Consider the following 24,173-nt stretch of genomic DNA (forward strand, 5'->3'; position numbering starts at 1 on the left):
GGTGCTTATGCCCCCAAACACGACCCAGTTGTACATGACCAACGCTCACCAAGACCCCGAGCAGCCACCTGCTGCGCTACAGGATGCGCTTGAACGCTACGGCCTGTTAGCCCATCCACGTTTGCCCGAACTTGCCGATATCGCCCGGCGAGCCCAGGAGACCTATTCCGTTTCGCAAGTCGTCATCCACTTATGTGATGCAGAAGGGCTCTGGCTGGCCGCAGAGCAGGGCGGCTGCCCTGCGGCCGAGGCCTATGCGCCCTGGGAGGAGGCATTAACGGCGACCGATATTCTGGAGTTCAGCGAGCCGAGGAGCGATCTGAGCTTTACTGCGCCTTCGGCCCTGAATGCCAGTACCGGTTCGTCCTACTATGCAGGGGTTGCGCTGAAAACGGCTGCGGGTGTGCCTGTTGGTGTGCTTAGCCTCATGGACACAGTGCCACGCCGACTGGATGCTACGCAGCGCCTGTTGTTTCAGGAGCTGGCCCGTTCAACCGTGGCGCAACTGGAGATTCACGGCCTTACGGTCGAGCGAAACAGGGCCCGCCAGGCTGAAGAGCAGCAATATGCAGAACATGCGACTTCCCAACGCGAACAGATTCTCGACAGCGCGGTGGATTACGCCATTTTCTGCATGGACCTTGAGGGTCACATCACCACGTGGAACGAAGGTGCTCGTCGCACGCTTGGCTGGACAGAGGCGGAAGTGCTGGGCAAGCCTGCTGCGATCATCTTCACACCCGAGGACCGCGCTGCCAATATCCCTGAAAAAGAACGCGACACAGCCCTGAAACAGGGGCGCAGCATGGACGAGCGCTGGCATGTGCTTAAAAGCGGACAGCGCTTCTGGGCAAGTGGCGAACTCATGCCACTTAGGAATACATCCGGTCAGGTCGACGGATTCATCAAGATTCTCCGTGACCGTACCGAGCAGCGTCTGGCCGCACAGGAGCTTCGCGCCAGCCGCGACAGTTATCGCCTGCTGCTGGATTCGATTTCTGAAGGATTCTATTCAATCGACCAGCACCGCGTGGTTACCCTGTGCAACGTTGCTTTCGTCAGGCTGTTCGGTGCCGAAAGTGAAAAGGATATTGTCGGATGGTGCCTGGAGGAGCTGATTGATCCGGCTCATGAGGCGGCACGCCGGGCGATGGCGGATCATCCCATTTATCGCACGGCCCGCGAGGGAACGGCTGAATACGTGGCGGAGGGTGCCTTTTACCGGCGTGACGGTTCCTGTATCCCAGTGGAATATCGGGCCCAGGCCATTTTCCAGGATGGCAATCCACAGGGTGCCATCTGTACGATCGTGGATAACAGCGAGCAGGTCCGCGCCTATGAGGGCTGGCGCCGGGCAATGATGATCGTGGAGCAGTCGGATGACTTCATTGGCATCGCTGCGCCGGACGGTCAGGCCTATTTTGTCAACGAAGCCGGACGCCGGCTGGTTGGGTTGGCCAGTGAAGAGGCGGTCAGGCAGAGCCATGTGCTGGATTATTTCCTGCCTGAGGATCGTGCCTTTGCCGAGTCGACCATTCTTCCGACCGTTTTGAATGAGGGCAAGTGGGTAGGCGAATTTCGGTTCCGCCATCATCACACCGGAGCGGCTATCCCGGTCCACTATTCCGTCTTCTCGATACGGGACGAACGAGGCGAGGTCATGGGGATTGCTGCCATTGCGCGCGATCTGTCCGAGCAGCGGCGGACCTTACGGCGGCTGGAAGTCAGCGAGACGCGACTAAGGCAAATGACAGACCTGTCACCTGCCATCGTCTGGTTCGGTAATCCTGATGGCTCGCTCAGCTACCTGAACAGTTACTGGTACGACTACACCGGCCAGACACCAGAAGAAGCGCTGCCGATGGGCTGGGCGCAAGTCATTCATCCTGATGACACCCAGCGGCTCCTGGATGTCTGGCTCGATGCCCGCAGCCGAGGCGTGTTTTATCAGCTTGAAGCACGGCTACGGCGCAAGGACGGAGCCTATCGCTGGTTCGATATCCGTGCGGAGGTCTTGCGTGATGAGGCCGGAAACGTCACCGGCTGGATGGGCAATAACAGTGACATCCATGACCGCAAGGAGGCCGAGGAAGCGTCCCGGCGTCTGACGGAGACCCTGGAGCAGCGGGTGGCCGAGCGTACCGCAGACCTTGACCGCATGTGGCGCCTGACCACCGATGTGATGCTGGTCGCGCGCTTTGACGGCGTCGTGATGGCCGCCAACCCGGCCTGGAAGCACCTGTTGGGCTGGCAGGAAGATGAACTGCTGGGCAAGGTACTGCTGGATTTCGTTCACCCCGACGATGTGGAAAGCACCCTGGCTGAAGTGGGCAAACTTTCCCTTGGGCATACCACACTGCGGTTCGAGAACCGCTATCGGCACAAGGATGGTAGCTACCGGTGGCTTTCGTGGACCGCTGTGCCCGATGCGCGCTACATCCATGCGGTTGGCCGTGATATCGAGTCGGAAAAAGTGGCAGCAGCCGAGCTGGCTCAGGCGCAGGAGCAACTCCGCCAGAGTCAGAAAATGGAAGCGGTTGGCCAGCTCACAGGCGGTATTGCCCATGACTTCAACAACCTGTTGACCGGGATCATCGGCTCGCTCGACCTGATCCGCATGCGAATCCAACAGGGCAAATTGGCGGATCTTGACCGCTTCGCCAGCACGGCCATGTCCTCGGCCAGTCGAGCGGCCGCTCTGACGCACCGGCTACTGGCCTTTTCCCGCCGGCAGCCGCTGGTGCCCAAAGTCGTCAATGCCAATGACCTGATCACCGGTATGGATGATCTATTGCACCGCACCATGGGTGAATCGGTGCAGCTGGAAATCGTCAAGACGGGGGCGCTCTGGCTGACGCTGTGTGATCCTCATCAGCTGGAAAACGCCATCCTCAATCTGGCCATCAATGCCCGCGCTGCCATGCCGGACGGGGGCAGGCTGACCATCGAAACCAGCAACACTCATCTGGACGAGGCCTATGCGTCTCGTGATCGGGACATCAAGCCTGGCCAGTACATCTGCATCAGCGTGACCGACACCGGAACCGGGATGACTCCAGATGTTATCGCCAAGGCGTTCGACCCGTTCTTTACGACCAAGCCGCTGGGCGAGGGGACCGGGCTTGGGCTGTCGATGATCTATGGCTTTGCCCGGCAATCGGAAGGGGCAGCCAAGATCTACTCGGAGGTTGGTCGGGGTACGACCATCAAGCTGTACCTGCCGCGCTACTACGGTGAGCGCAGGGAAGAACCTCAGGTCCGGCAGCCGGTATCGTTGAGTCGGCAGTCCGAGGCCAGCGAAGTCGTGCTGGTGGTCGAAGACGAGCATGCTGTCCGCAGCCTGGTGGTAGAGGTCTTGAGTGAGTTGGGTTACTGGGTGCTGGAGGCTGTCGACGGCCCTTCCGGTCTGGAGATACTCAAGTCCGATCTGCGCATCGACCTGCTGGTAACCGACGTTGGTCTACCGGGCATCAATGGGCGGCAGATGGCTGATGCGGCCCGGGTCACGCGGCCAGACCTCAAGGTCCTGTTTATGACCGGGTATGCGGAAAATGCGGTGATTGCCAATGGGTTTCTGGAGCCAAACATGGCCATGATCACCAAGCCTTTCCCGATCGAGATGCTGGCAGCCCGCGTGCAGGACATGGTCCACCGTAGCAAGGGGGAGTGACCAGCGGAGCGGCTGGCGGATAGAGAGCATGGATGAACGGGCGCGAAGTTGCGAAAATGCGCGCCCCCGGCAGGTGCCTTAGCCTGCCGGCTCATTCGTGACAAGGAGTGTCCCATGCTTGCCAGCGTGCTTGACTACCTCAGTGGTCTGCCGGCGTTCGCCATTTATTTCATTCTCTCGCTCGCGCTTCTGGGCGCGTTTGCCTTCACTTTCAGCTGGCTTACTCCACACCGTGAGTGGCAGCTGATTCGCAACAACGTGCCAGCGGCGGCCCTGGCGTTCGGTGGCACGCTGTTGGGGTTCGTCCTGCCGTTGGCCAGCGCGATGCGGGTCTCGGTCAGTGCGCTGGACTATCTGCTCTGGGCCCTGATCGCAGCAGTCGCTCAGCTGGTTACATTCGTCGTGCTGCGCCTTCTCGTGCCGGGGCTGCCCCAACGGCTCAGCAATAACGAAATGGCCAGCGGTATTCTCGTGGCGACGATGTCTGTATCGATTGGCGTGCTTAATGCCGCTGCCATCAGCGGGTGAGGGCAGGGCATGAAACGCAGCCGAGCTATCCAGCTGGTACTGGTTGGAGTCACACCGCTCATGCTGGCCGGGTGTGATCAACCCAAGCCGGGTTATCTGTACCGATCCGTTGCCGAGTGCATCCGCGACGGCACCTTCACGCCCAGCCTCTGCTCCTCGGAGTATGAATCTTCCCGCGCGGTCCATCACCGCAGTGCGCCGCGTTACGCCTCCCTGGGTGAATGCGAGATCGACTTTGGCACCAATGGTTGCGAGCTGCTGGAACCCCGGTCTTCGTTCTACGTTCCGCTCATGACCGGCTTTCTGCTGGGCCAGCGCCCGTCGCGGGAGAGCGAATCATCGTCCTCGGGCGGTGCCTCTTATGGTTATTCCAGTAGCGTCAGCGGAGGACAACGTGAGCGTGAGTACACGCGTACCTTTCCCAGCCAGCCGCTGTACCAGTCACGGGACGACCTGGCGCATTACCGCACTGCCAATAACGAGGTGGTCGGTTCACGACCGGGTATCGCCTATCTGAACAAGAGTGCCTATACCTCCAGCGAGTCTCGGGTCGTCAGCCGGGGCGGCTTTGGTGCACGGGCAGCCTCCTACTCGTCACGGTCGAGCGGATCATGAAGCGGATCGAGATGACCGAGCGCCCGGACTGGCGCGAACAGGCAGAGCAGCTTGGCTTTCTGTTCCACACTTTTGACGGCGAACCCTACTGGGATGAGCGGGCCGCGTACCAGTTCAGCCTGAAGCAGATCGAAAACGATCTGGAAGCCCCCACGGCCGAGCTGCACCAGATGTGCATGGCACTGGTCGACGAGATCGTCGGCAGCGAGGCACTGCTCTCGCGTCTGGCTGTACCGGAGTACTTCTGGGCGTGTGCGGCTGCCAGCTGGAGACGTCGGGACCGCCATCTGTATGGCCGTATGGATCTGGCCTATAGCGGTCAGGGACCGGCCAAGCTGTTTGAGCTGAATTACGACACGCCGACCTCGCTGTACGAGGCAGCCTTTTTCCAGTGGCTATGGCTGGAGCAGATGCAGCAGGCGGGCAGGCTTCCCGCCGGGGCGGATCAGTACAACAGCATTCAGGAGCAGCTGATCCAGACGATTCACGCCTTGCGACCGCATCAGCCCCTGTATTTGGCCTCGGTCAGAGAGTCGCTGGAGGATCGCGGCACGGTCGAATATCTGCGGGACTGCGCCACCCAGGCGGGTATTCAGACGCGTTATATCGCTGTGGAGGATATCGGGCTGGACAGGTCACAGGGGTTTGTTGACCTGAACGATGAATTCATCCCGTCACTGTTCAAGCTCTACCCCTGGGAGTTCATGCTGGACGAGGCGTTTGGACATTCTATTCCCAGCTCCTTTACGCAATTCTATGAGCCGCCGTGGAAGGCGCTGCTCAGCAACAAAGGTATTCTGGCCTTGCTGTGGGAGCGACATGAAGGGCATCCCAATCTGCTTCCAGCCTTTTTCGATAAAGAGGCCGGTAGTCCGGTCGCGCCAGGCTGGGTACGCAAGCCGCTGTTCTCTCGGGAGGGTGCCAACATCGAATTGCACAGTCTGGACGGCACGCGTCTGGACGTGCCGGGCCCGTACGCGGGGCCCTGCATCGTGCAGCAATGTCACCCGTTGCCTTGTTTTTCCGGTAACTACCCTGTTATTGGCAGTTGGGTGGTAGGTGACACGGCCTGTGGGGTGGGTATCCGTGAGGATGCAACATTGATTACCCAAGACAGCTCGCGCTTCCTGCCCCACTTCATTCTGGAGTAAGCCTGTATCGAATTCATTGCGCTGTAATGAATTCGATACGATCGCTGGCAATGCCTTATCTGTTCTAGGCTCGCAAGGCCTCTGGGAGACTTCTTTCCATAGGGTGTAGCACTTTCGTTACACCGCCTTTTATTACCTCGTTTTCCTGTAGGCCGCGCGTGCTCTGGCATTGCGCCATCGGTAAGACCTTGGCATCTGCCTTGCTATGAAGGAGGTCAGCTAGTGCCCAGCTGGGTTACCCCTATTCAGGAGTCTGCAATGGTTATGCGCTTTACCGAAGAACACGAATGGCTGCGTCTGGAAGCCGATGGCACTGTAACCGTAGGCATTACAGACTATGCTCAGGATGCGCTGGGCGACTTGGTCTTCGTGCAATTGCCGGAGCTGCGCACCTACGCCAAGGGCGAAGAGGTGGCGGTACTGGAGTCGGTCAAGGCCGCCAGCAACATTGCCATGCCGATCGATGGCGAGATCCTGGAAATCAACGAAGCGCTTGGCGATGCCCCTGAGAAAGTCAACCAGGACCCTCTCGACGCCGGCTGGTTCTTCCGCATGCGTCCTGCCGATCCAGAAGCACTCGGCACGCTGCTTACCGAAGACGGCTACGCTCAATTGATCAAGGCTTGAGGAGGTGACCATGACCGATTTCCGCGACTCATTCAGCACCGCTGACGAATTCATTTCGCGCCACATCGGCCCGCGCGAGCTGGACATCGTGTCCATGCTCGACCTGCTGGGCTACGATTCGCTGGACGCCATGACAGCCAAGGTCATCCCGGATAGCATCAAGGGCACCAGCGTACTGGATTTGCCTCAGGGGCTGTCCGAAGCCGACGCCCTGGCCGAATTGCGTGGCATCGCCCGCAAGAACAAGCTGTTCAAGTCCTTTATCGGACAGGGGTATTACAACTGCCATACCCCGGCGCCCATCCTGCGCAACCTGCTGGAAAATCCCGCCTGGTACACGGCCTATACGCCTTACCAGCCGGAAATCTCCCAGGGTCGTCTGGAGGCACTGCTGAACTTCCAGACGCTGATCGGTGATCTGACCGGGCTTCCTGTAGCCAATGCGTCCCTATTGGACGAGGCCACGGCGGCTGCCGAGGCCATGACATTCTGCCGTCGTCTGTCCAAAAGCAAGGCCGAGGCCTTCTTCGTTTCCCTGCATTGCCACCCGCAGACCATCGATGTGATCCGCACCCGCGCCGAGCCGCTGGGTATTGAAATCGTAGTGGGTGTGGAAACGGACATCGACGATCACGGCCGTTTCTTTGGTGCCCTGTTCCAGTACCCGATGACCACGGGCGAAATCCGCGATTACCGTGAAGTCATCGAGGCCTTCCATCAGGCGGGTGCCCTGGTCGCCGTCGCGGCTGACCTGATGGCCCTGACACTGCTGACCCCACCCGGCGAGTTTGGCGCGGATGTCGCTATCGGCACGGCCCAGCGCTTTGGCGTACCGCTCGGCTTTGGCGGCCCGCACGCTGCGTATTTTGCCACTCAGGACAAATACAAGCGTGACATGCCCGGCCGTGTGGTGGGCGTATCCATTGACCGTCATGGCAACCCGGCCTATCGGCTGGCGCTTCAGACCCGTGAGCAGCACATCCGTCGTGAGAAGGCGACGAGCAACATCTGCACAGCTCAGGTCCTGCTGGCCAATATTGCCAGCATGTATGCCGTCTACCACGGTCCGGAAGGTCTCAAGCACATCGCTACGCGCATTCATCGCCTGACTGCCCTGCTGGCGACCGGTCTGCATGCACTAGGCCATCGCACCCAGGAAACCTTTTTCGATACGCTGACGCTGGTATTTGGCGACAAAACCAAGGCGATTCACGAAGCGGCCCGCGCCAAAGGCTTCAACCTGCGCGTGATCCGTGACACCGACCTGGGGGTTTCGCTGGACGAGACCACCACAGTCGAAGACGTCATGGCCCTGCTGGAGATTTTCAGCGATGGCCAGCCCGTCCCTTCCCTGGATAGCCTGCTGGACCAGGCCGAGGAGCATTTGCCTGCGACGCTGCGTCGTCAGTCCGCCTTCCTGACTCACCCTGTTTTCTCCCAATACCGTTCCGAAACCCAGCTGATGCGCTACCTGCGCACCCTGGCGGACAAGGATCTGGCGCTGGATCGCACCATGATCCCGCTGGGTTCCTGCACCATGAAGCTCAACGCGGCCAGCGAGATGATCCCGATCACCTGGGCCGAATTTGGCAATCTGCATCCCTTCGCACCAGCCGACCAGACCGAGGGCTATGCCCAGATGACCGCCGAGCTGGAGCAGATGCTATGCGCCGCTACGGGCTACGACGCCATCTCCCTGCAGCCCAACGCCGGCTCCCAGGGTGAATACGCGGGCCTGTTGGCCATTCGCGCCTATCATGAAAGCCGCGGCGATACCCAACGCGACATCTGCCTGATTCCGTCGTCTGCCCACGGCACCAACCCGGCAACCGCCTCGATGGCTGGTATGCGTGTGGTCGTGGTGGCCTGTGACAGCCGCGGCAATGTGGATGTGGGTGATCTGCGTGCCAAGGCCCAGCAGCACGCTGCCAATCTGGCCGCGCTGATGATTACCTATCCTTCCACTCATGGTGTGTTCGAAGAGGCGATCCGCGAGATCTGCAGCATCGTTCACGAGCATGGTGGTCAGGTTTACATTGATGGCGCCAACATGAACGCCATGGTGGGCCTGTGCGCGCCGGGCAAGTTTGGCGGCGATGTGTCTCACCTGAACCTGCACAAGACCTTTTGCATCCCGCACGGTGGTGGCGGTCCGGGCGTAGGCCCGATTGGTGTGAAATCCCATCTGGCGCCGTTCATGCCGGGTCATGCCGGGCTTGAGCGCAAGGAAGGTGCAGTATCGGCGGCGCCCTACGGCAGCGCGAGTATCCTGCCCATCTCCTGGATGTACATGAAGATGATGGGTGGCGAGGGGCTGACCCGCGCCTCGCAGATTGCGATCCTGAATGCCAACTACATCGCCCGTCGTCTGGAAACCCACTACCCGGTGCTGTACTCGGGCGAGGGCGGTCTGGTGGCGCACGAGTGCATTCTCGACCTGCGCCCGCTCAAGGATACCAGTGGCGTGACTGTGGACGATGTGGCCAAGCGCCTGATCGACTTCGGCTTCCATGCGCCCACCATGTCCTTCCCGGTGGCCGGTACGCTGATGATCGAGCCGACTGAGAGCGAGTCCAAGGCCGAGCTGGATCGCTTCTGCGACGCCATGATAGCCATTCGCGAAGAGATTCGTGCCATCGAGGCCGGTACGCTGGATGCCAATGACAATCCGCTTAAGAATGCGCCGCATACCGCACGCGAGCTTACCGGCGAATGGACGCATCCTTACAGCCGCGAGCAGGCGGTGTACCCGTTGCCATCGTTGGTAAACGGCAAGTACTTCCCGCCCGTGGCACGGATCGACAACGTATACGGTGACCGCAACCTGATCTGCTCCTGCCCGCCGATCGAGGCGTATCAGGACGCGTGATCCACAGCGGATGCGTATCACCTTGCCCATCTCCTCCTGCCTATTCCGCAGAAGGAGATGGAGCGCCGTGATGCCTGTCAACTGGCCGGGCGCATGGCCTCAACGCGGTTTCACCGTTACGGCTTTACTGTAAGGCACGTCCATGCTTGGCGCGGTGTGCCGTTAGTCATGCCTGACCGGCCCTTTTGCTCGCGTTGGACGCGACTGCACGACTCATGAAGGAGTCCCCATGACCGAATCACTGCTCAAAACCCCACTCCATACCCTGCACCTTGAACTGGCCGCACGCATGGTGCCGTTCGCCGGTTATGACATGCCGGTGCAATACCCCCTTGGCGTGCTCAAGGAGCATCAGCACACCCGCGCCCAGGCTGGATTGTTCGACGTTTCCCACATGGGCCAGATCCTGCTGACGGGCGACAGTACCGCCGCCGCGCTGGAAGGGCTCGTTCCGGTCGATATCGTAGGCCTGCCGGTAGGCATGCAGCGGTACGCCTTGTTCACCAACGAGCAGGGCGGCATTCTCGACGACCTCATGGTCGCGAACCTGGGCGATTGCCTGTATCTGGTCGTGAATGCCGCGTGCAAGCATCAGGATCTGGCGCACCTCAAAGAGCATATCGGCTCGCGCTGTCATGTCGAACCCTTGTTTGAAGAGCGGGCGCTCCTTGCCTTGCAGGGGCCGGCAGCCGTGACCGTGCTGGCGCGACTGGCGCCGCAGGTGTCCGGCATGACGTTCATGAACATTGCCCGCGTCACGCTGCTGGATTACGACTGCATCGTCAGCCGCAGCGGGTATACCGGTGAAGACGGCTTTGAAATTTCCGTGCCGGTAGAAGGCGCCGAAACGCTGGCCCGAGCCCTGCTGGCCGAGCCGGAAGTACAAGCCATTGGCCTGGGCGCGCGTGACTCCCTGCGTCTGGAGGCAGGCCTGTGCCTGTACGGCCATGATATGGATACGCAGACAACGCCGGTTGAAGCCAGTCTGGTCTGGGCGCTATCCAAGCCGCGCCGTGCAGACGGTGCCCGAGCTGGCGGTTTTCCTGGCGCCGAGACCATCTTTGCCCAGCAACAGAATGGTGTGGCGCGTAAGCGTGTCGGTTTGCTGGTGCAGGAGCGGGTGCCGGTCCGTGAGGGCGCGGAACTGGTGGACGCAAACGGTGCGGTGATCGGAAGGGTGACCAGTGGCGGCTTTGGCCCAACCCTGGGTGCGCCGGTTGCGATGGGCTACGTCGACAGCGCCTATGCAGCTCTGGACACCGAGCTGTTTGCCATGGTGCGCAACAAGCCGGTTGCCGTTAAGGTCGCCAGGATGCCTTTCGTACCGCAGCGCTATTACCGAGGATAAGCCTTCCGGTTGTGGCGTTCAGAAAGGCAGGTACAAAAAAGCCGTGCGCGGTCAAACCGGCACGGCTTTCTTACATCCATTGCTTCAGCGATTCAGCAGTTTACGACGGCCATCGGGCCAAACTTCCCACAACTGATCGTTGATCCGCTGGACCTGACTGGTCACGCGGTTGCGCTGTACATTGATAGCGGCCTGGATCGACTGGCTGACAGAACGATCGGCTTGCTGATAGCCCACCCCTTGCATGGCAGGCTGACCCAAAGTGTACTCTCTCATACGCATGTCCTGCTCGTTAAGGGATTGACCGGCGCGCATAGTACGCGCTGTCGCTAGAGACAGGCTAGAGAGGGATTTGCTCACACCGTTAGTCAGAAGCGTGATCGGCAAAGCAAATCAGGCCTTATTAATTCGCTTCGCCATAGGTTTCCACCCTGAACAGGTACGCGCCAGCAGCAACGATGACGCAAAACTACCCCTTATAGGAGCGCTGGGGCTGGGCTGGTAAGGGTGCTGCGCTACGCTCAATTGCGGCAGGGCAATGATAAGCGCAGCGCAGAAAAGGTCGATCGGCTTATAGCTTGATCCAGGTCGCTTTAATCTCGGTGTACTTGTCAAAGGCATGCAGCGACTTGTCCCGCCCATTGCCCGACTGCTTGAAGCCACCGAAGGGAGCTGTCATGTCACCACCATCATATTGGTTGACCCATACGCTGCCGGCCCGTAGCGCCTTGGCTGTCAGATGCGCCTTGGAGATGTCACGCGTCCAGACCGCCGCGGCCAATCCGTACTGGGTGTCGTTGGCGATCTTGATCGCTTCCTCAGCCGTGTCAAAGGTAATGACAGACAGTACCGGCCCGAAGATTTCTTCCTGAGCAATCTTCATGGCATTGGAAACGCCATCAAAAATGGTCGGCTCCACATACACACCACCGGTTTCCTCCAGGGTGCGCTTGCCCCCAGCTACCAGCTGAGCACCGTCAGCGTGACCGGCTTCGATGTAGCCAAGCACGGTATTGAGCTGCTGCGTATCCACCAGGGCGCCGACATTGGTTTCCGGGTCCAGCGGGTGGCCTGGTTTCCAGGTTTTCAACGCATCGATCACCAACGGCAAGAACTGATCCTTGATCGAGCGCTCGACCAGCAGGCGTGATCCGGCTGTACAGACTTCGCCCTGGTTGAAGGCGATGCCACTGGCTGCTGCCTTGGCGGCTTCCTCCAGGTCTGGTGCATCGGCAAACACAATGTTCGGGCTCTTGCCGCCCGCTTCCAGCCAAACGCGCTTCATGTTGGATTCGCCCGCGTAGACCATCAGCTGCTTGGCGGTGCGGGTCGATCCGGTAAACACAAGGGTGTCCACGTCCATGTGCAGGCCCAGCGCCTTTCCTACGGTATGACCATAGCCTGGCAGCACGTTGAGTACGCCCGCCGGAATGCCGGCCTCGATGGCCAGCTGGGCAATACGGATAGCGGTCAGCGGGGACTTCTCGGAAGGCTTGAGCACGACCGAGTTACCGGTCGCCAGGGCCGGGCCGAGCTTCCAGCAGGCCATCATCAGCGGGAAATTCCACGGCACGATAGCGGCAACGACACCCACCGGCTCACGCGTGACGAGGCCCAGCTCGTCGTGGGCAGTGGCTGCGACTTCATCGTAGATCTTGTCGATGGCCTCGCCATTCCAGCGCAGGGCGCGGGCGGAGAGTGGAATATCGATGTGATAGGAGTCGCTGATGGGCTTGCCCATATCCAGCGTTTCCAGAAGGCCAAGCTCTGCAGCGTGCTGCTCGAGCAGATCGGCGAAACGGATGATGATCGCTTTGCGCTTGACGGGCGCCATGCGCGACCAGACGCCGGATTCGAACGTGGCACGGGCGCTGGCAACTGCCCGGTCGGCATCGGCAACATCACAGCTTGCTACCTTGGCCAGAAAGCGGCCGTCGACGGGGCTGATGCAGTCAAAGGTCTCACCGGAGGCGGCATCACAGTATTCGCCCTGGATGAAGGCGCGGCCTTCAATGGTCAGGCTCTGGAAGCGCTGTTCCCATTCGGCGCGGGTTGGCGTGCTCATGCTGGTTTCCTCTCAAACAGGGTAGAAGAGGCGGTGGCCGTGAAGCCTGGCGCATCCGCAAAGCTGTCAGCCACCCTAAACCAGCCCAAGGGTGTTAGCAATATTTAACAAAGCCTTTGTTACAAGGCTGATATGTTCAAATTATTGAACACTTTTCGATCCTAGCGGGTGGCCTCCAGCGTGACCTCGAAGACCAGCGGCGAATAAGGCGGGATCAGATCTCCGGCACCTTCATCGCCATAGGCCTGTGACGAGGGCACCACGATGCGCCATTGCGAGCCAACCGGCATCTGGGTCAGGGCTGTACGCCAGCCGGGAATGACGCTGGACAGCTTGAACCATTGAGGAGTCTGCTGTTCATCGAAAGTGCTGCCATCAGGCAGTTTACCGATATAGCGGACCTGCACCTGGCCATCGGCTTTGGGCTGCGGCCCGGTACCCTGGCGGATAACGGTTACCAGCACGCCGCCTGGCAATTCCTTCACACCATAACGGGTCTTCTCATTGACCAGAAAGCGGGTTTCCGCCTGCCTGGCGGCTTCCACATTGCTGGATTCCTCCTGCTGGTCGATCGCTTCCTCATGTTGGGCCACCAGCTCATCGATCTTTTTCTGATCCATTGCCAGCGGCTCGCCCTTGTAGGACTGATTCAGGCCCTTGATCAGGTCGTCGATTTGCAAATCCGGCAGCTCGCTTTTCAAGCGGTTGCCGATTTCGGTCCCCAGGCTATAGGCCAGCTCGTCCTTGACCTTGTCCTCGGCGTGCGCCGCCAGAGGAAGGAGCAGACACAGGCTTAACAGCGAAAGGCGTAACATCTACAACATCCTCATGCATGAAGAGCGGCCTGGATAAGCGTATCCAGGGCGCCAGGTTCAGCCGTACCCGCCGGGCCAGCCAGTGCGGTCAGCCAGCCAGCCGGGTCAGGCTGGGAAGTAAGGGGCCAGCCTACACTGGCCTGCTCCAGTCGTGTAAGCAGTTCGTGCTCGGCGTCCAGCTCCAATTGTTTCAAGCGTTCACGCAGCGCGGCGAGTGCCGTATCGGTTTGCGCGGCTGGCTTCCAGTAAGTGCGTAGCACGCGCAGGGGCTCCACAACAGTTGCTCGCCAGGGGGCCGCCACGATCTCCAATAGCCGCTGGCGCTCAATCATTGGTGCCACGCCTCGGTTGCCCAGCCAGGCACCGGTTAGCAGCAGGCAGACATCCGCGCCGGCGCTCTGTAACGTCAGGCAGGCCTGGGTGACATCGGATCTGTCATACAGCGCAAGTGCATAGGGCCAGAGCATTTTTTCCATGATAAGAGTCCTGTAGGCAAGGCGGTCCTGTTGACGATGGGCATGACGGTCAGCGAAGAGTGCTTGCCAGCGGGCGCGAAACCGCCTTTACTCGCCAGTTTCCAAAGGCACCGGTGCTGTCCGGCTCGCCTCACCAGGTCAATAGGCTCTACACTCGCCGCCATGATTCGAATACATAACCTTACCTTACAACGTGGCCCACAGCGTTTGCTGGAAGGTGCCGAACTGACGCTGCACCCAGGCCAGAAGGCCGGTCTTGTGGGTGCCAACGGGGCGGGCAAGTCCAGTCTCTTCGCCCTGCTGCGGGGGCAGCTCGTGCCGGATGCCGGTGATTGCCAGCTACCGGCGGCCTGGCGAATTGCCCACATGCGCCAGGAAGTCGATACCCTTGATCGGCTGGCAGTCGACTATGTCCTGGATGGGGACGTTCACCTGCGTGATATTCAGACCGGGCTGGTAGCGGCAGAAGCCGCGCACGACGGCAATGCTCTGGCGCGCCTGCATGCCGAGCTGGAAGCGGCCGATGGGTATACTGCGGACGCCCGAGCCCGCAAACTGCTGGCTGGGCTTGGTTTCATGCCGGAGCAGATGGAGCGTCGTGTAGGCGACTTCTCAGGCGGCTGGCGGATGCGTCTGAACCTTGCACAGGCACTGATGTGTCCTTCCGACCTGCTGCTGCTTGATGAACCCACCAACCACCTTGATCTCGACGCCATCCTCTGGCTGGAAGACTGGCTCAAGGGCTATCCCGGTACGTTGCTGCTGATCTCCCACGACCGCGACTTCCTTGATGCCGTGGTCGATCAGATCGTTCACCTCGAACAGCAAAAGCTGACGCTCTATCGTGGCGGTTACTCTGTTTTCGAGCGTACCCGCGTCGAGCGGCTGGCCCAACAGCAGCAAGCGTACGAGAAGCAGCAGGCGCAACGTGCGCACATGGAAAAATTCATTGCGCGCTTCAAGGCACAGGCCACCAAGGCACGCCAGGCCCAGAGCCGGATCAAGGCCCTGGAGCGGCTGGAAGAACTGGCGCCTGCCCATGTGGATTCGCCGTTCGATTTCAGTTTTCGTGAGTCCGACAAGCTGTCCAATCCGCTGCTGGACCTTAGCGAAGGCCGCCTCGGCTATGGCGACAAGACCATTCTGCACCCGGTCAAGCTGCAACTGGCGCCCGGTGCCCGTATTGGTCTGCTGGGACCGAACGGGGCGGGTAAGTCCACCTTGATCAAGACCCTGGCTGGCGAACTGCGACTGCTGGGCGGCCGCCTGACCTGCGGTGAGAATCTGGCCATCGGCTATTTTGCCCAGCATCAGCTGGACTCGCTTGACCCCAAGGCCAGCCCGCTGTTGCACCTGCAGCGTATCGCTCCGGGTGAGCGTGAGCAGACGCTACGGGATTTTCTCGGAGGATTCGACTTCCGTGGCAATCGCTGCGATGAGGCTGTCCTGAATTTTTCCGGCGGTGAAAAGGCGCGTCTGGCCCTGGCATTGATCGCCTGGCAAAAGCCCAACCTCTTGTTGCTCGACGAACCGACCAACCACCTGGACCTTGATATGCGCCTGGCGCTGACCATGGCCCTGCAGGAGTTTTCCGGCGCGGTGCTGGTGGTCTCCCACGACCGTCATCTGCTCAAGAGCACGACGGATGAGTTTCTCTTGGTCGCCGATGGCCGCGTACAGGCTTTTGACGGCGACCTGGACGATTATGCGCGGTGGCTGGTGGAGTTTCGCGCCCGCCAGCAACCTGTGTCCGCCCCGGATGCCAATGCCGACAAGGTCGACAAGCGTGCCCAGCGCCAGGCGGCGGCTGCGCTGCGCCAGCAGCTCGCCCCGCTCAAGCGCGAGGCAGACAAGCTCGAAAAGGAGCTGGGCAAGGTCCAGGAAAAGCTGGCCGCACTCGAAACACGTCTGGGCGACAGTGGTCTGTATGAAGCATCACGTAAAGAGGAGCTTCGAGTGGCCTTGGCGGAACAGGCACAACTGAAATCACGCGAGAGCGAACTGGAAGAAGGCTGGCTGGAAGCCCTCGAGCGGCTGGAAAGCCTGCAGCTGGAACTGGAGAACGCCTTGTGATCGAAGAACTTCATTCTCTTATTCCGGCAGGTTGGGAGCGCGGCGTCATTCTGGGCGTGCAGGTCCTGGCTATCCTGCTTGCCGGGTATATCCTGCAACGCTTCATCGCACGGGCCATTACCCGCATCGGCGAGCGTTATCACTTGCCGCCGCAGTTCGTACTGGTCATGCGGGGCTTGCTGCGCTGGCTGATCATGGGCAGTGCACTGCTCATGGTCCTGGAGCGTTTTGGTGTGTCCGGCTCGGTTCTCTGGGCGGCCCTTTCCGGCTTTATCGCGGTGGCTGCAGTTGCGTTCTTTGCCATCTGGAGCGTCCTGTCCAACCTGTTCTGTGCGCTGCTCATCTTTACGGTGGGACCGTTTCGGCTGGGCGATCGGGTCGAGATCATCGATGCGGCGGACAAGCCCGGCGTGAAAGGACGTGTCGTGGCGATCAACATGCTGTATACCACGCTGGAAGACATGACCGAAGGCGTCAACAGCGAGGAAGCTGCGCTGTTGCAGATTCCCAATTCGCTGTTTTTCCAGAAGGCTGTTCGCCGCTGGCGTGGTACAGACGTACCCTTCACCTTCCTGGATCGCTGATAAAAGGAGTTCCCGATGGCGCTGCATACATGGCTGGCCTTTCTGCTGGCCTGCTGGGTGATCAGTCTTTCCCCTGGCGCAGGCGCCATTGCTTCCATGTCGGCGGGGTTGCGTCATGGTTTCTGGCATGGCTACTGGAACGCTATTGGCCTGCAGTTGGGGCTTGCTCTGCAGATTGCGATCGTGGCCGCCGGGGTAGGGGCTCTGCTCGCAACCTCGCAACTGGCGTTCGCGGTAATCAAATGGTTCGGCGTGCTGTACCTGGTCTACCTCGCCATCCGGCAGTGGAAAGCCGCACCCATGGACTTTTCCAACGCACCCAAACCCGGCGCTACCGCCAGCGCCTCTTCGCTAGTCTTTCGTGGTTTCCTGGTGAATGCCAGCAACCCCAAGGCCGTTGTGTTCATGCTGGCGGTATTGCCTCAGTTCATCAATCCCAGTCAGCCGTTGCTGGCTCAGTACCTGATCATTGGCGCTACCATGGTCACGGTCGACCTGATCGTTATGGCTGGCTATACCGGTCTTGCCGCCAGGGTGCTGCGCGTATTGCGCACGCCACGTCAGCAGCGGCTCACCAACCGCGTCTTCTCTGGCTTATTCATGGGCGCTGCCGGGCTGCTGGCCACGGTTCGGCAAGCTGTCAGCTGAGTCTGCTACACCGCTAATCCTTTCATGCCAGCTGATCCGCTTGCCAGAGCGGTTTGGCTGAGCGCTCTCGCCTGTTGATATCTCGTTGCGCGCCCTTGCGCCAATCCCGTCTCCCGACGAAAACCTGAAAACAGCGACTCGGCAGGCTTGTAACAAAGCATTACAAGTAGAACACTATGGCTAATGCCATCCATTCTTGTTTGGAATCCGTTCATGTTTAAGCTGTACCGGCTGTTTGCTGTACTGTTGTTGCCCCTGCTTGCTTCACTCAGTCCGGCCGTGCAGGCCGAGCCCGAGGATGAGGCCGCCCACGCCTTGCATATCCTGGGCTACCTTGGCGCGGATTATCCCGCCACGGTGAGTAAGGGCGCCGTTATCAAGGAAGCGGAATACCGCGATCAGCTGGATCTCCTGCATACCTTGCAAACCCTGATCGAAGGTCTGCCGGCGCGTCCTGAACGGACCGAGTTGGAGCAGGGCGTCACCCACCTGCGCGAGGCCATCACGCAGAAGGCCGACGGCGATGCGGTCGGACAGGAAGCGAGGGCGCTAGCCGCTCGACTGGCTCAGCTGTACCACGTGGCGCAGGCGCCAGCTATTACCCCAGACCCAACCCGTGGCGCACCGCTCTACGCCCAACAGTGCGGGGTCTGTCATGGTAATACCGGGGCGGGCGACGGCCCGGCCGGCATCGGTTTGGAACCCCCTCCCGGCGATCTGCGCGATCCGGCGCGAATGGATCACCTGAGCCTCTACGATATTTACAACACCGTCACGCGGGGCATCGACGGCACGGACATGCCTTCCTTTGCCAATCAACTCGATGAGCGTCAGCGCTGGGATGTGGCGTCCTACATTGCAAGCTTTAGTGCCGATCCGACGAAAGCGGGTGCGGCCTCGTTCGATCTAGCGCAGCTGGCGGGCCGCACACCTGCCGAAGTGGCCGCCGCACAAGGAGATGAGGTTGCGGCCGCGTTCCGTGCCCAGCGTGCCAAACCGCCTGTACAGCAACGCGGCCCTGCCCAGCTGATCGATTACACCCGGGCAACTCTGGATAAAAGCCTGGCGGTCTACCGCGAAGGCGAGCATGACCAGGCTTATGACCTATCGGTGGCAGCCTATCTGGAAGGATTCGAACTGGTGGAAAGCGCCCTGGATAACCTGGACGCGACCCTGCGCAAGGACACCGAAAAGGCGCTCATGGCTTATCGGCAGTCCTTACAGGATGGCCTTGCCGTGGAGGAAGCCCAGGCTCGCCTGGACATAGCCAAGACGAAACTGGCAGCAGCCAGCGACCTGTTGAGCGGCGGTGGCATGTCCACCTCGCTGAGCTTTTTCGCCAGCCTTCTGATCCTTGTCCGTGAAGGTCTGGAAGCCATTCTGGTATTGGCCGCCGTGCTGGCTTTCCTGCGCAAAACCGGCCAGCAGTCCGCCATCCGTAGCGTGAACATCGGCTGGGGCCTGGCCATGCTGGCTGGTGTCGCTACCTGGGCGGTGGCAGCGTATGCGCTCAATATCAGTGGTGCGCAGCGGGAATTGATGGAAGGCATTACCGGTCTGTTCGCCAGTGTGGTGCTGCTCTGGGTCGGTATCTGGATGCATGACCGCCGCAACGCTGCCGCTTGGCAGGACTACATCAAGAACAGCCTCGTGGGTGGCGGTGGTCGTTTCGGCTTTGCCGTGCTGGCGTTCTTTTCGGTCTATCGCGAGCTATTCGAAGTCATCCTGTTCTACGAGACCCTGTGGCTACAGGCCGGCCCGGCAGGTCATGCGGCGGTACTGGGCGGTGCGATTACCGCGGTTGTTCTGCTGGTAGGGCTTGCCTGGATCATCCTGCGAGGCTCCATGCGTCTGCCGCTGGGCCTGTTCTTCAGCGCCAATGCCGTCCTGTTGTGTCTGTTGTCGGTAATTTTCGCCGGGCATGGCGTGGCGGCGCTGCAAGAAGCCGGTGTGATCGGCACCCGTCCGGTACCGTTCTTTGATCTCGACTGGCTGGGTATCCACGCCGATGCCTATACCTTGACCGCCCAGGGCATCGCGATCGTGGCCATTGCGCTACTCTATGCCCGCAGCCGCTATGCCGAACGCCGTCGTGAGGTGTCAGGCGGCTCTGTCGGAAACGCGTAAGAGGTTTACATGCATATCTGGATCGACGCGGACGCCTGTCCGCGGGCTGCCAAAGAGCTGGTCTTCAAGTTTGCCCTGAAGCGCAAGCTCAACGTGATCATGGTGGCGGGCCAGCCACAGATCAAACCGCCGTATGCCTGCGTGCGGTTGATTATTGTGGAAAGCGGGATGGATGCGGCAGACGATTACTTGGTCGAACAGGCCCAGCCGGGTGATCTGGTCATCTGCAGCGACGTGCCGCTGGCGGATCGGTTGGTGAAAAAGGGCGTGGATGCGCTCGACCCGCGTGGCAAGGAGTTCGATACCCGTAACATGGGCGAGCGTCTGGCGGTGCGTAACCTGATGACTGATCTGCGCGATCAGGGCCAGATGGGCGGTGGTCAGCCGCCCTATGGGGAAAAGGAAAAGCAGGCCTTTGCCAATTCGCTCGACCGCCTGCTTACCCGGTTGACCCGCTCGGCGTAGAGCTGGCTCAGGCTGGCTCTACGTTCTGCTCCTGGTCGGCTCTTGCCAGCCAGACTTGCAGCTGCGGCAATGATAGGGGCTTGCTGAAGAAATAACCCTGGATGAAGTCGCACTGGTTTTCCCTGAGGAAAGTCAGCTGCTCTAGGGTCTCCACACCTTCGGCCACAACTCTGAGCTGCAGTTTGTGCGCCATGGCAATAATCGCGGCAGTAATCTCCATATCGGTCTGCTGATTAGGAATATCACGCACAAACGAGCGATCGACCTTGAGCGTATCGACCTTGAACTTGCTTAGGTACGCCAGGGAGGAGTAGCCACTGCCAAAGTCATCGATCGAAACCTTTACGCCAAGCGCTCGAATTCGTTCTAACAACTCAATCGCCAGGTTGAGGTTATGCATCAGAGCATTTTCAGTCAGCTCGAGCGTCAGCGCCTCGGGCGGCAGGTCGGCCGCGCTGAGCGCTTCTTCCACCCGCTTGGGAAGCGTGCGGTCGGTGAGGTTCAGCGGCGAGCAGTTCACAGCGACCCGTAGATCACTATAACCCAGCTCCCGTAGGATTTTGAGGTCTCGACAGGCACGCCGCATGACCCAATGATCCAGCTCACCAATTTGCCCGCTCAACTCTGCTACATGGACAAAGCGGTCAGGCCTGATGGGACCAAGCGTCGGATGATTCCAGCGAACCAATGCCTCCAGGCTGGCGGTGGTCCGCGCATCACTGGTAACAATAGGCTGGTAATGTACTTCCAGCGTGCCTTCAGTAATGGCCTGACGCAGTTCCTGCTCCAAGTGAAGTGTTTCCTCCGCCTGGGTCTGCAATTCTGGAGCAAAATGCAGGAAGCGATTACGCCCGTTGCGCTTGCATTGCCCCAAGGCAAGGCCTGCATTGCGCAGCAGTTCATTGGCGGAACGGCCATCCTTGGGATAGTGGGCAATGCCGATGCTCAGCGTCATGCCTATCTGCTGTCCGCTCAGATTGAAAGGCGGACGGAGTTGTTCCAACAGCCGCATGGCAAGGTTTTCGCTGTGCTCAGGCTGTGCCTCAGGAACCAGGACTAGAAACTCGTTACCCTGACGAGCGACGTGCACAGTGCTATCAAGCACGGCCGTGATGCGTTGGGCAACCTGGGTAAGCAGATCGTCGCCCACGTTGTAGCCCAGGCTGTCATTGATTCGCTTGAAGTGATCCAGATCCAGATTGAGCAGGGCAAGGCCTTCTTCAGGGGTGGCCTTGTTGATGATGCGCGCCAGCGTCTGTGTAAAGCTGTAATCATTCAGCAGCTGGGTAAGCGGATCGAGCAGCGTAACCTGACTCAGCGCCGTCGATACTTCCTCCAGGCGCACGCTCTGCTCATGGAAGCGTTGCTCTAGGCGGGCGGCTGTCAGGCCTGCACAGATCACAGTCATGGTCAGAAACGCGATGATGGTGCCCAGAAGCCCATGATGGGTTTCATGGGACATCATGAGGGGCGTGTTTTCAGGCACTGCCAGTGTCAGGGCGGCCATGCCAGTGAAGTGCATAGACACGATCGCACCGCCTAGAATCAGGCTACCCAGGATCATGAGCAATTGGGTATGGCGACCGGCTTGGTTACGGACGTAAAACGCCATGATCAATGCCGCCAGAGACGCCAGGATAGCCACCAGGATGGAGACCAGGAACAGGAGCGGGTCGTACACCTGGACACCAATGGAATTGATTGCGGACATTCCGGTGTAGTGCATGGCTGCAATGCCGCAGCCCGCTGCGACCGATGCTGCCAGGTATTCCCAGGTAGCAAGCCGCTCACGACTGATAAGCCACATGACAACGCAGGACACGGCAACGGCGATGCCTAACGACAGCAACGTCATGCTGTAGCCGTACTGCATGCTGACCGGCGAGGCATAGGAAAGCATCGCAATGAAGTGCATTGACCAGATACCGCTCCCCAGCGCCAGGCCGCCTACACCACACCAGAGCAGACGGTTCTTACTCAAGGCGGCCGACGAGGCGCGTCTGGCCATGTAAAGCGCGGTATAACCGGCCGCTGTCGCTACCAGATAGGACAGCAGAACCAGAACGAAATGATGATGATCGGAGCCGACCGGTACGAAGCCGTCAGGCAGGGATGTGGCAAGCAACATGATTACAGACTCGAAAGGACATCCTACTGCATCGATATCTTCAATATCGCCACGGCAAGGCTACTGAATACGTTGGTAATGGCCTTATCGGCCGCCCGTCGGCCAAGCTTGAGGGTGACCGACAGGTGGAGGCGGGAAAAAGAAGGGAAACTATTTTTTCGGAGCACGTACCCGGCGCCATAGCCAGAGGACTACACCCAGGACCAGCAGGGCGCCGAGTACCATTAGTTCGTAGCGTTTGAGATTGCCCAGGGCTCCTTCGAGCACTGCTCCAAAGTGATAGGCCGCTAATCCCAGGACAGTGGCCCAGACAATGGCGCCGATACCATTGAGCAACAGGTAGCGCGCCGGAGGATAGCCCGACATGCCAATGGCCACCGGCATTACCGTTCTCAGGCCGTAGACGAAGCGAAAGCTGAGCACCCATAGATCGGGATGACGGCGAATATGATCCAGCGCCTTGTCTCCCATGGCTTCCCAGCGAGGCTTTCGCTTGAGTAGCTTACGACCGTGACGGCGACCCAGAAAATACCACAGCTGGTCGCCTGCATAACTTCCCATGAAGGCCACCATGATGACCGTCTGGATGTTCATGTATTCGCGGAAGGCTAGAAAACCTGCCAGAACCAGAATGGTTTCACCCTCGAAGAACGTGCCGAGGAAGAGGGCGAAATAACCGAAATCATGGAGGAATTGTTGCAGCATCGTCACGACAACAGGGCGAAATGAAGGCGCAGCCTAACTCGGTTAGCCGCCGGAAGGAAGCTATCGCTTCGCCTAACCCTTTTTAAAAGCAGGGGATTTGCATAGCGATGTGCCAAGCCGAAGCTAGAGGTCGTCTGCCTTAAACAGGGTTGATAGACATGCCTTATTGTCATCAGTTGTTACCATTCGGTCATGATAGTGACTTATAACTCATCACAATGACTCTGCTTGAGTCCGGGAGTACACCGTGAGTTTCACTTCAGTAAGCCGTTCCTTTCCATTCACGCGGATGCGCCGCCAGCGCCGGGATGACTTTTCCCGCCGTTTGATGCGTGAGCACACGCTGACCGTAGACGACCTGATCCTGCCGATGTTCGTGCTCGACGGCGAAAATCGCCGTGAAAGCGTGCCCTCCATGCCGGGCGTCGAGCGTCTATCCATCGATCTTCTACTGGAAGAAACGGCTGAGCTTGTAGCATTAGGCATTCCTGCCGTCGCTCTGTTCCCCGTCACACCGCCTGAGAAGAAATCTCTCGATGGTGCCGAGGCTTACAACCCTGATGGTATCGCCCAGCGGGCCACGCGTGCGCTCCGTGAACACTTTCCAGAGCTGGGCGTGATTACTGACGTTGCGCTCGATCCGTTTACCACCCACGGACAGGATGGCATTCTCGATGAGAAGGGCTATGTGCTGAACGACATATCCGTCGAGGTGCTGGTCAGGCAGGCGCTGTCCCATGCGGCCGCCGGTGCCCAAGTCGTTGCGCCGTCGGACATGATGGATGGCCGGGTAGGGGCCATTCGCGCGGCCCTGGAAGACGCGGGTTATCACAACGTGCAGATCATGGCCTACTCGGCCAAGTATGCGAGTGCCTATTATGGGCCTTTCCGGGATGCGGTCGGCTCGGCCGCCAACCTGGGCAAAGGCAACAAGGCGACCTACCAGATGGATCCGGCCAACAGTGACGAAGCCTTGCAGGAGGTGGCGGGCGATCTGGCCGAGGGGGCCGATTCCGTCATGGTTAAGCCGGGCATGCCTTACCTGGACATTGTGCGCCGGGTGAAGGACGAGTTCCGCGTGCCGACCTTTGTGTATCAGGTCAGCGGTGAATACGCCATGCACATGGCCGCAATCCAGAACGGCTGGCTATCCGAGGCGGTGATTCTGGAATCTCTGCTCGCTTTCAAACGTGCCGGCGCTGATGGCATTCTGACTTACTTTGCCAAACGCGCTGCCCAACAATTACGTCAGGAGCGTTAACGCTCCCAAGGAGCTGCC

Annotated in this window: 19 protein-coding genes; 13 read left to right on the plus strand and 6 right to left on the minus strand. The window is 59.8% G+C overall.

Annotated features, from left to right (window positions below):
- The first annotated feature begins 7 nt into the window (after positions 1-7).
- The 7 genes from GM154_RS13070 to gcvT all read left to right on the plus strand — a co-directional run bounded on the left by GM154_RS13070 (position 8) and on the right by gcvT (position 10,808).
- Positions 8-3,670 (plus strand): PAS domain-containing sensor histidine kinase, encoded by a 3,663-nt coding sequence (locus GM154_RS13070; RefSeq protein ID WP_219652483.1) that lies wholly within the window; start codon positions 8-10, stop codon positions 3,668-3,670.
- A gap of 114 nt (positions 3,671-3,784) precedes the next feature.
- Positions 3,785-4,198: a DUF350 domain-containing protein gene (locus GM154_RS13075; RefSeq protein ID WP_010796673.1), complete on the plus strand. Its 414-nt coding sequence runs from the start codon at positions 3,785-3,787 to the stop codon at positions 4,196-4,198.
- A gap of 9 nt (positions 4,199-4,207) precedes the next feature.
- Positions 4,208-4,813, plus strand: a complete 606-nt coding sequence (locus GM154_RS13080) for a DUF1190 domain-containing protein (protein WP_219652484.1) — start codon at positions 4,208-4,210, stop codon at positions 4,811-4,813.
- Positions 4,810-5,964, plus strand: a complete 1,155-nt coding sequence (locus GM154_RS13085) for a glutathionylspermidine synthase family protein (RefSeq protein WP_219652485.1) — start codon at positions 4,810-4,812, stop codon at positions 5,962-5,964. Before GM154_RS13080 ends, GM154_RS13085 begins: the two co-directional genes overlap by 4 nt.
- Positions 5,965-6,222: 258 nt before the next feature.
- Positions 6,223-6,591: a glycine cleavage system protein GcvH gene (gene gcvH, locus GM154_RS13090; RefSeq protein ID WP_010796676.1), complete on the plus strand. Its 369-nt coding sequence runs from the start codon at positions 6,223-6,225 to the stop codon at positions 6,589-6,591.
- A gap of 10 nt (positions 6,592-6,601) precedes the next feature.
- The gene (gene gcvP, locus GM154_RS13095) at positions 6,602-9,460 is read left to right on the plus strand and encodes an aminomethyl-transferring glycine dehydrogenase (protein ID WP_219652486.1); all 2,859 of its coding nucleotides are present in this window, start codon (positions 6,602-6,604) and stop codon (positions 9,458-9,460) included.
- A 229-nt stretch (positions 9,461-9,689) separates the two neighbouring features.
- A complete protein-coding gene (gene gcvT / locus GM154_RS13100; protein ID WP_219652487.1) occupies positions 9,690-10,808 on the plus strand; it encodes a glycine cleavage system aminomethyltransferase GcvT in 1,119 nt (372 codons plus the stop codon).
- Between the two features lie 84 nt (positions 10,809-10,892).
- Here gcvT and GM154_RS13105 read toward each other — a convergent pair whose 3' ends face one another.
- The 4 genes from GM154_RS13105 to GM154_RS13120 all read right to left on the minus strand — a co-directional run bounded on the left by GM154_RS13105 (position 10,893) and on the right by GM154_RS13120 (position 14,164).
- Positions 10,893-11,084 carry a hypothetical protein gene (locus tag GM154_RS13105; RefSeq protein ID WP_074821529.1) on the minus strand — a complete coding sequence of 64 codons (192 nt, stop codon included), beginning with the start codon at positions 11,082-11,084 and terminating at the stop codon, positions 10,893-10,895.
- Positions 11,085-11,379: 295 nt separating this feature from the next.
- Positions 11,380-12,873 carry an aldehyde dehydrogenase gene (locus GM154_RS13110; protein WP_197873018.1) on the minus strand — a complete coding sequence of 498 codons (1,494 nt, stop codon included), beginning with the start codon at positions 12,871-12,873 and terminating at the stop codon, positions 11,380-11,382.
- 161 nt (positions 12,874-13,034) lie between these two features.
- A complete protein-coding gene (locus tag GM154_RS13115; RefSeq protein WP_125888650.1) occupies positions 13,035-13,688 on the minus strand; it encodes an FKBP-type peptidyl-prolyl cis-trans isomerase in 654 nt (217 codons plus the stop codon).
- Between the two features lie 11 nt (positions 13,689-13,699).
- Entirely contained in the window at positions 13,700-14,164 is a 465-nt protein-coding gene (locus GM154_RS13120) for a TIGR02444 family protein (protein ID WP_219652488.1), read from the minus strand.
- A gap of 162 nt (positions 14,165-14,326) precedes the next feature.
- Between GM154_RS13120 and GM154_RS13125 the strand changes: the two genes are divergently transcribed.
- From GM154_RS13125 to GM154_RS13145, 5 genes are all read left to right on the plus strand, one after another.
- On the plus strand, positions 14,327-16,237 hold the full coding sequence (locus tag GM154_RS13125; RefSeq protein ID WP_219652489.1) for an ATP-binding cassette domain-containing protein: 1,911 nt from the start codon (positions 14,327-14,329) through the stop codon (positions 16,235-16,237).
- Positions 16,237-16,821, plus strand: coding sequence for a mechanosensitive ion channel family protein (locus tag GM154_RS13130; protein ID WP_233432108.1), 585 nt, complete (start codon positions 16,237-16,239; stop codon positions 16,819-16,821). Before GM154_RS13125 ends, GM154_RS13130 begins: the two co-directional genes overlap by 1 nt.
- 15 nt (positions 16,822-16,836) lie before the next feature.
- A complete protein-coding gene (gene rhtB / locus GM154_RS13135; RefSeq protein ID WP_010796685.1) occupies positions 16,837-17,469 on the plus strand; it encodes a homoserine/homoserine lactone efflux protein in 633 nt (210 codons plus the stop codon).
- 213 nt (positions 17,470-17,682) lie between these two features.
- Complete coding sequence (locus GM154_RS13140) at positions 17,683-19,596, plus strand: FTR1 family protein (protein ID WP_219652490.1); 1,914 nt, start codon at positions 17,683-17,685, stop codon at positions 19,594-19,596.
- Between the two features lie 9 nt (positions 19,597-19,605).
- The gene (locus tag GM154_RS13145) at positions 19,606-20,061 is read left to right on the plus strand and encodes a YaiI/YqxD family protein (protein ID WP_010796687.1); all 456 of its coding nucleotides are present in this window, start codon (positions 19,606-19,608) and stop codon (positions 20,059-20,061) included.
- 7 nt (positions 20,062-20,068) lie between these two features.
- Here GM154_RS13145 and GM154_RS13150 read toward each other — a convergent pair whose 3' ends face one another.
- Both GM154_RS13150 and GM154_RS13155 read right to left on the minus strand, forming a co-directional pair.
- On the minus strand, positions 20,069-22,189 hold the full coding sequence (locus tag GM154_RS13150; protein WP_258019839.1) for a bifunctional diguanylate cyclase/phosphodiesterase: 2,121 nt from the start codon (positions 22,187-22,189) through the stop codon (positions 20,069-20,071).
- A gap of 150 nt (positions 22,190-22,339) precedes the next feature.
- Positions 22,340-22,894 (minus strand): DedA family protein, encoded by a 555-nt coding sequence (locus tag GM154_RS13155; RefSeq protein WP_219652491.1) that lies wholly within the window; start codon positions 22,892-22,894, stop codon positions 22,340-22,342.
- Positions 22,895-23,141: 247 nt separating this feature from the next.
- On the opposite strand from GM154_RS13155, the gene hemB reads away from it, so the two are divergent.
- Positions 23,142-24,155 carry a porphobilinogen synthase gene (hemB, locus tag GM154_RS13160; protein ID WP_010796690.1) on the plus strand — a complete coding sequence of 338 codons (1,014 nt, stop codon included), beginning with the start codon at positions 23,142-23,144 and terminating at the stop codon, positions 24,153-24,155.
- Positions 24,156-24,173: the final 18 nt, after the last annotated feature.

The sequence above is a fragment of the Pseudomonas sp. MAG002Y genome, from assembly GCF_019400845.1.
Taxonomy (GTDB): Bacteria; Pseudomonadota; Gammaproteobacteria; order Pseudomonadales; family Pseudomonadaceae; genus Chryseomonas; species Chryseomonas luteola.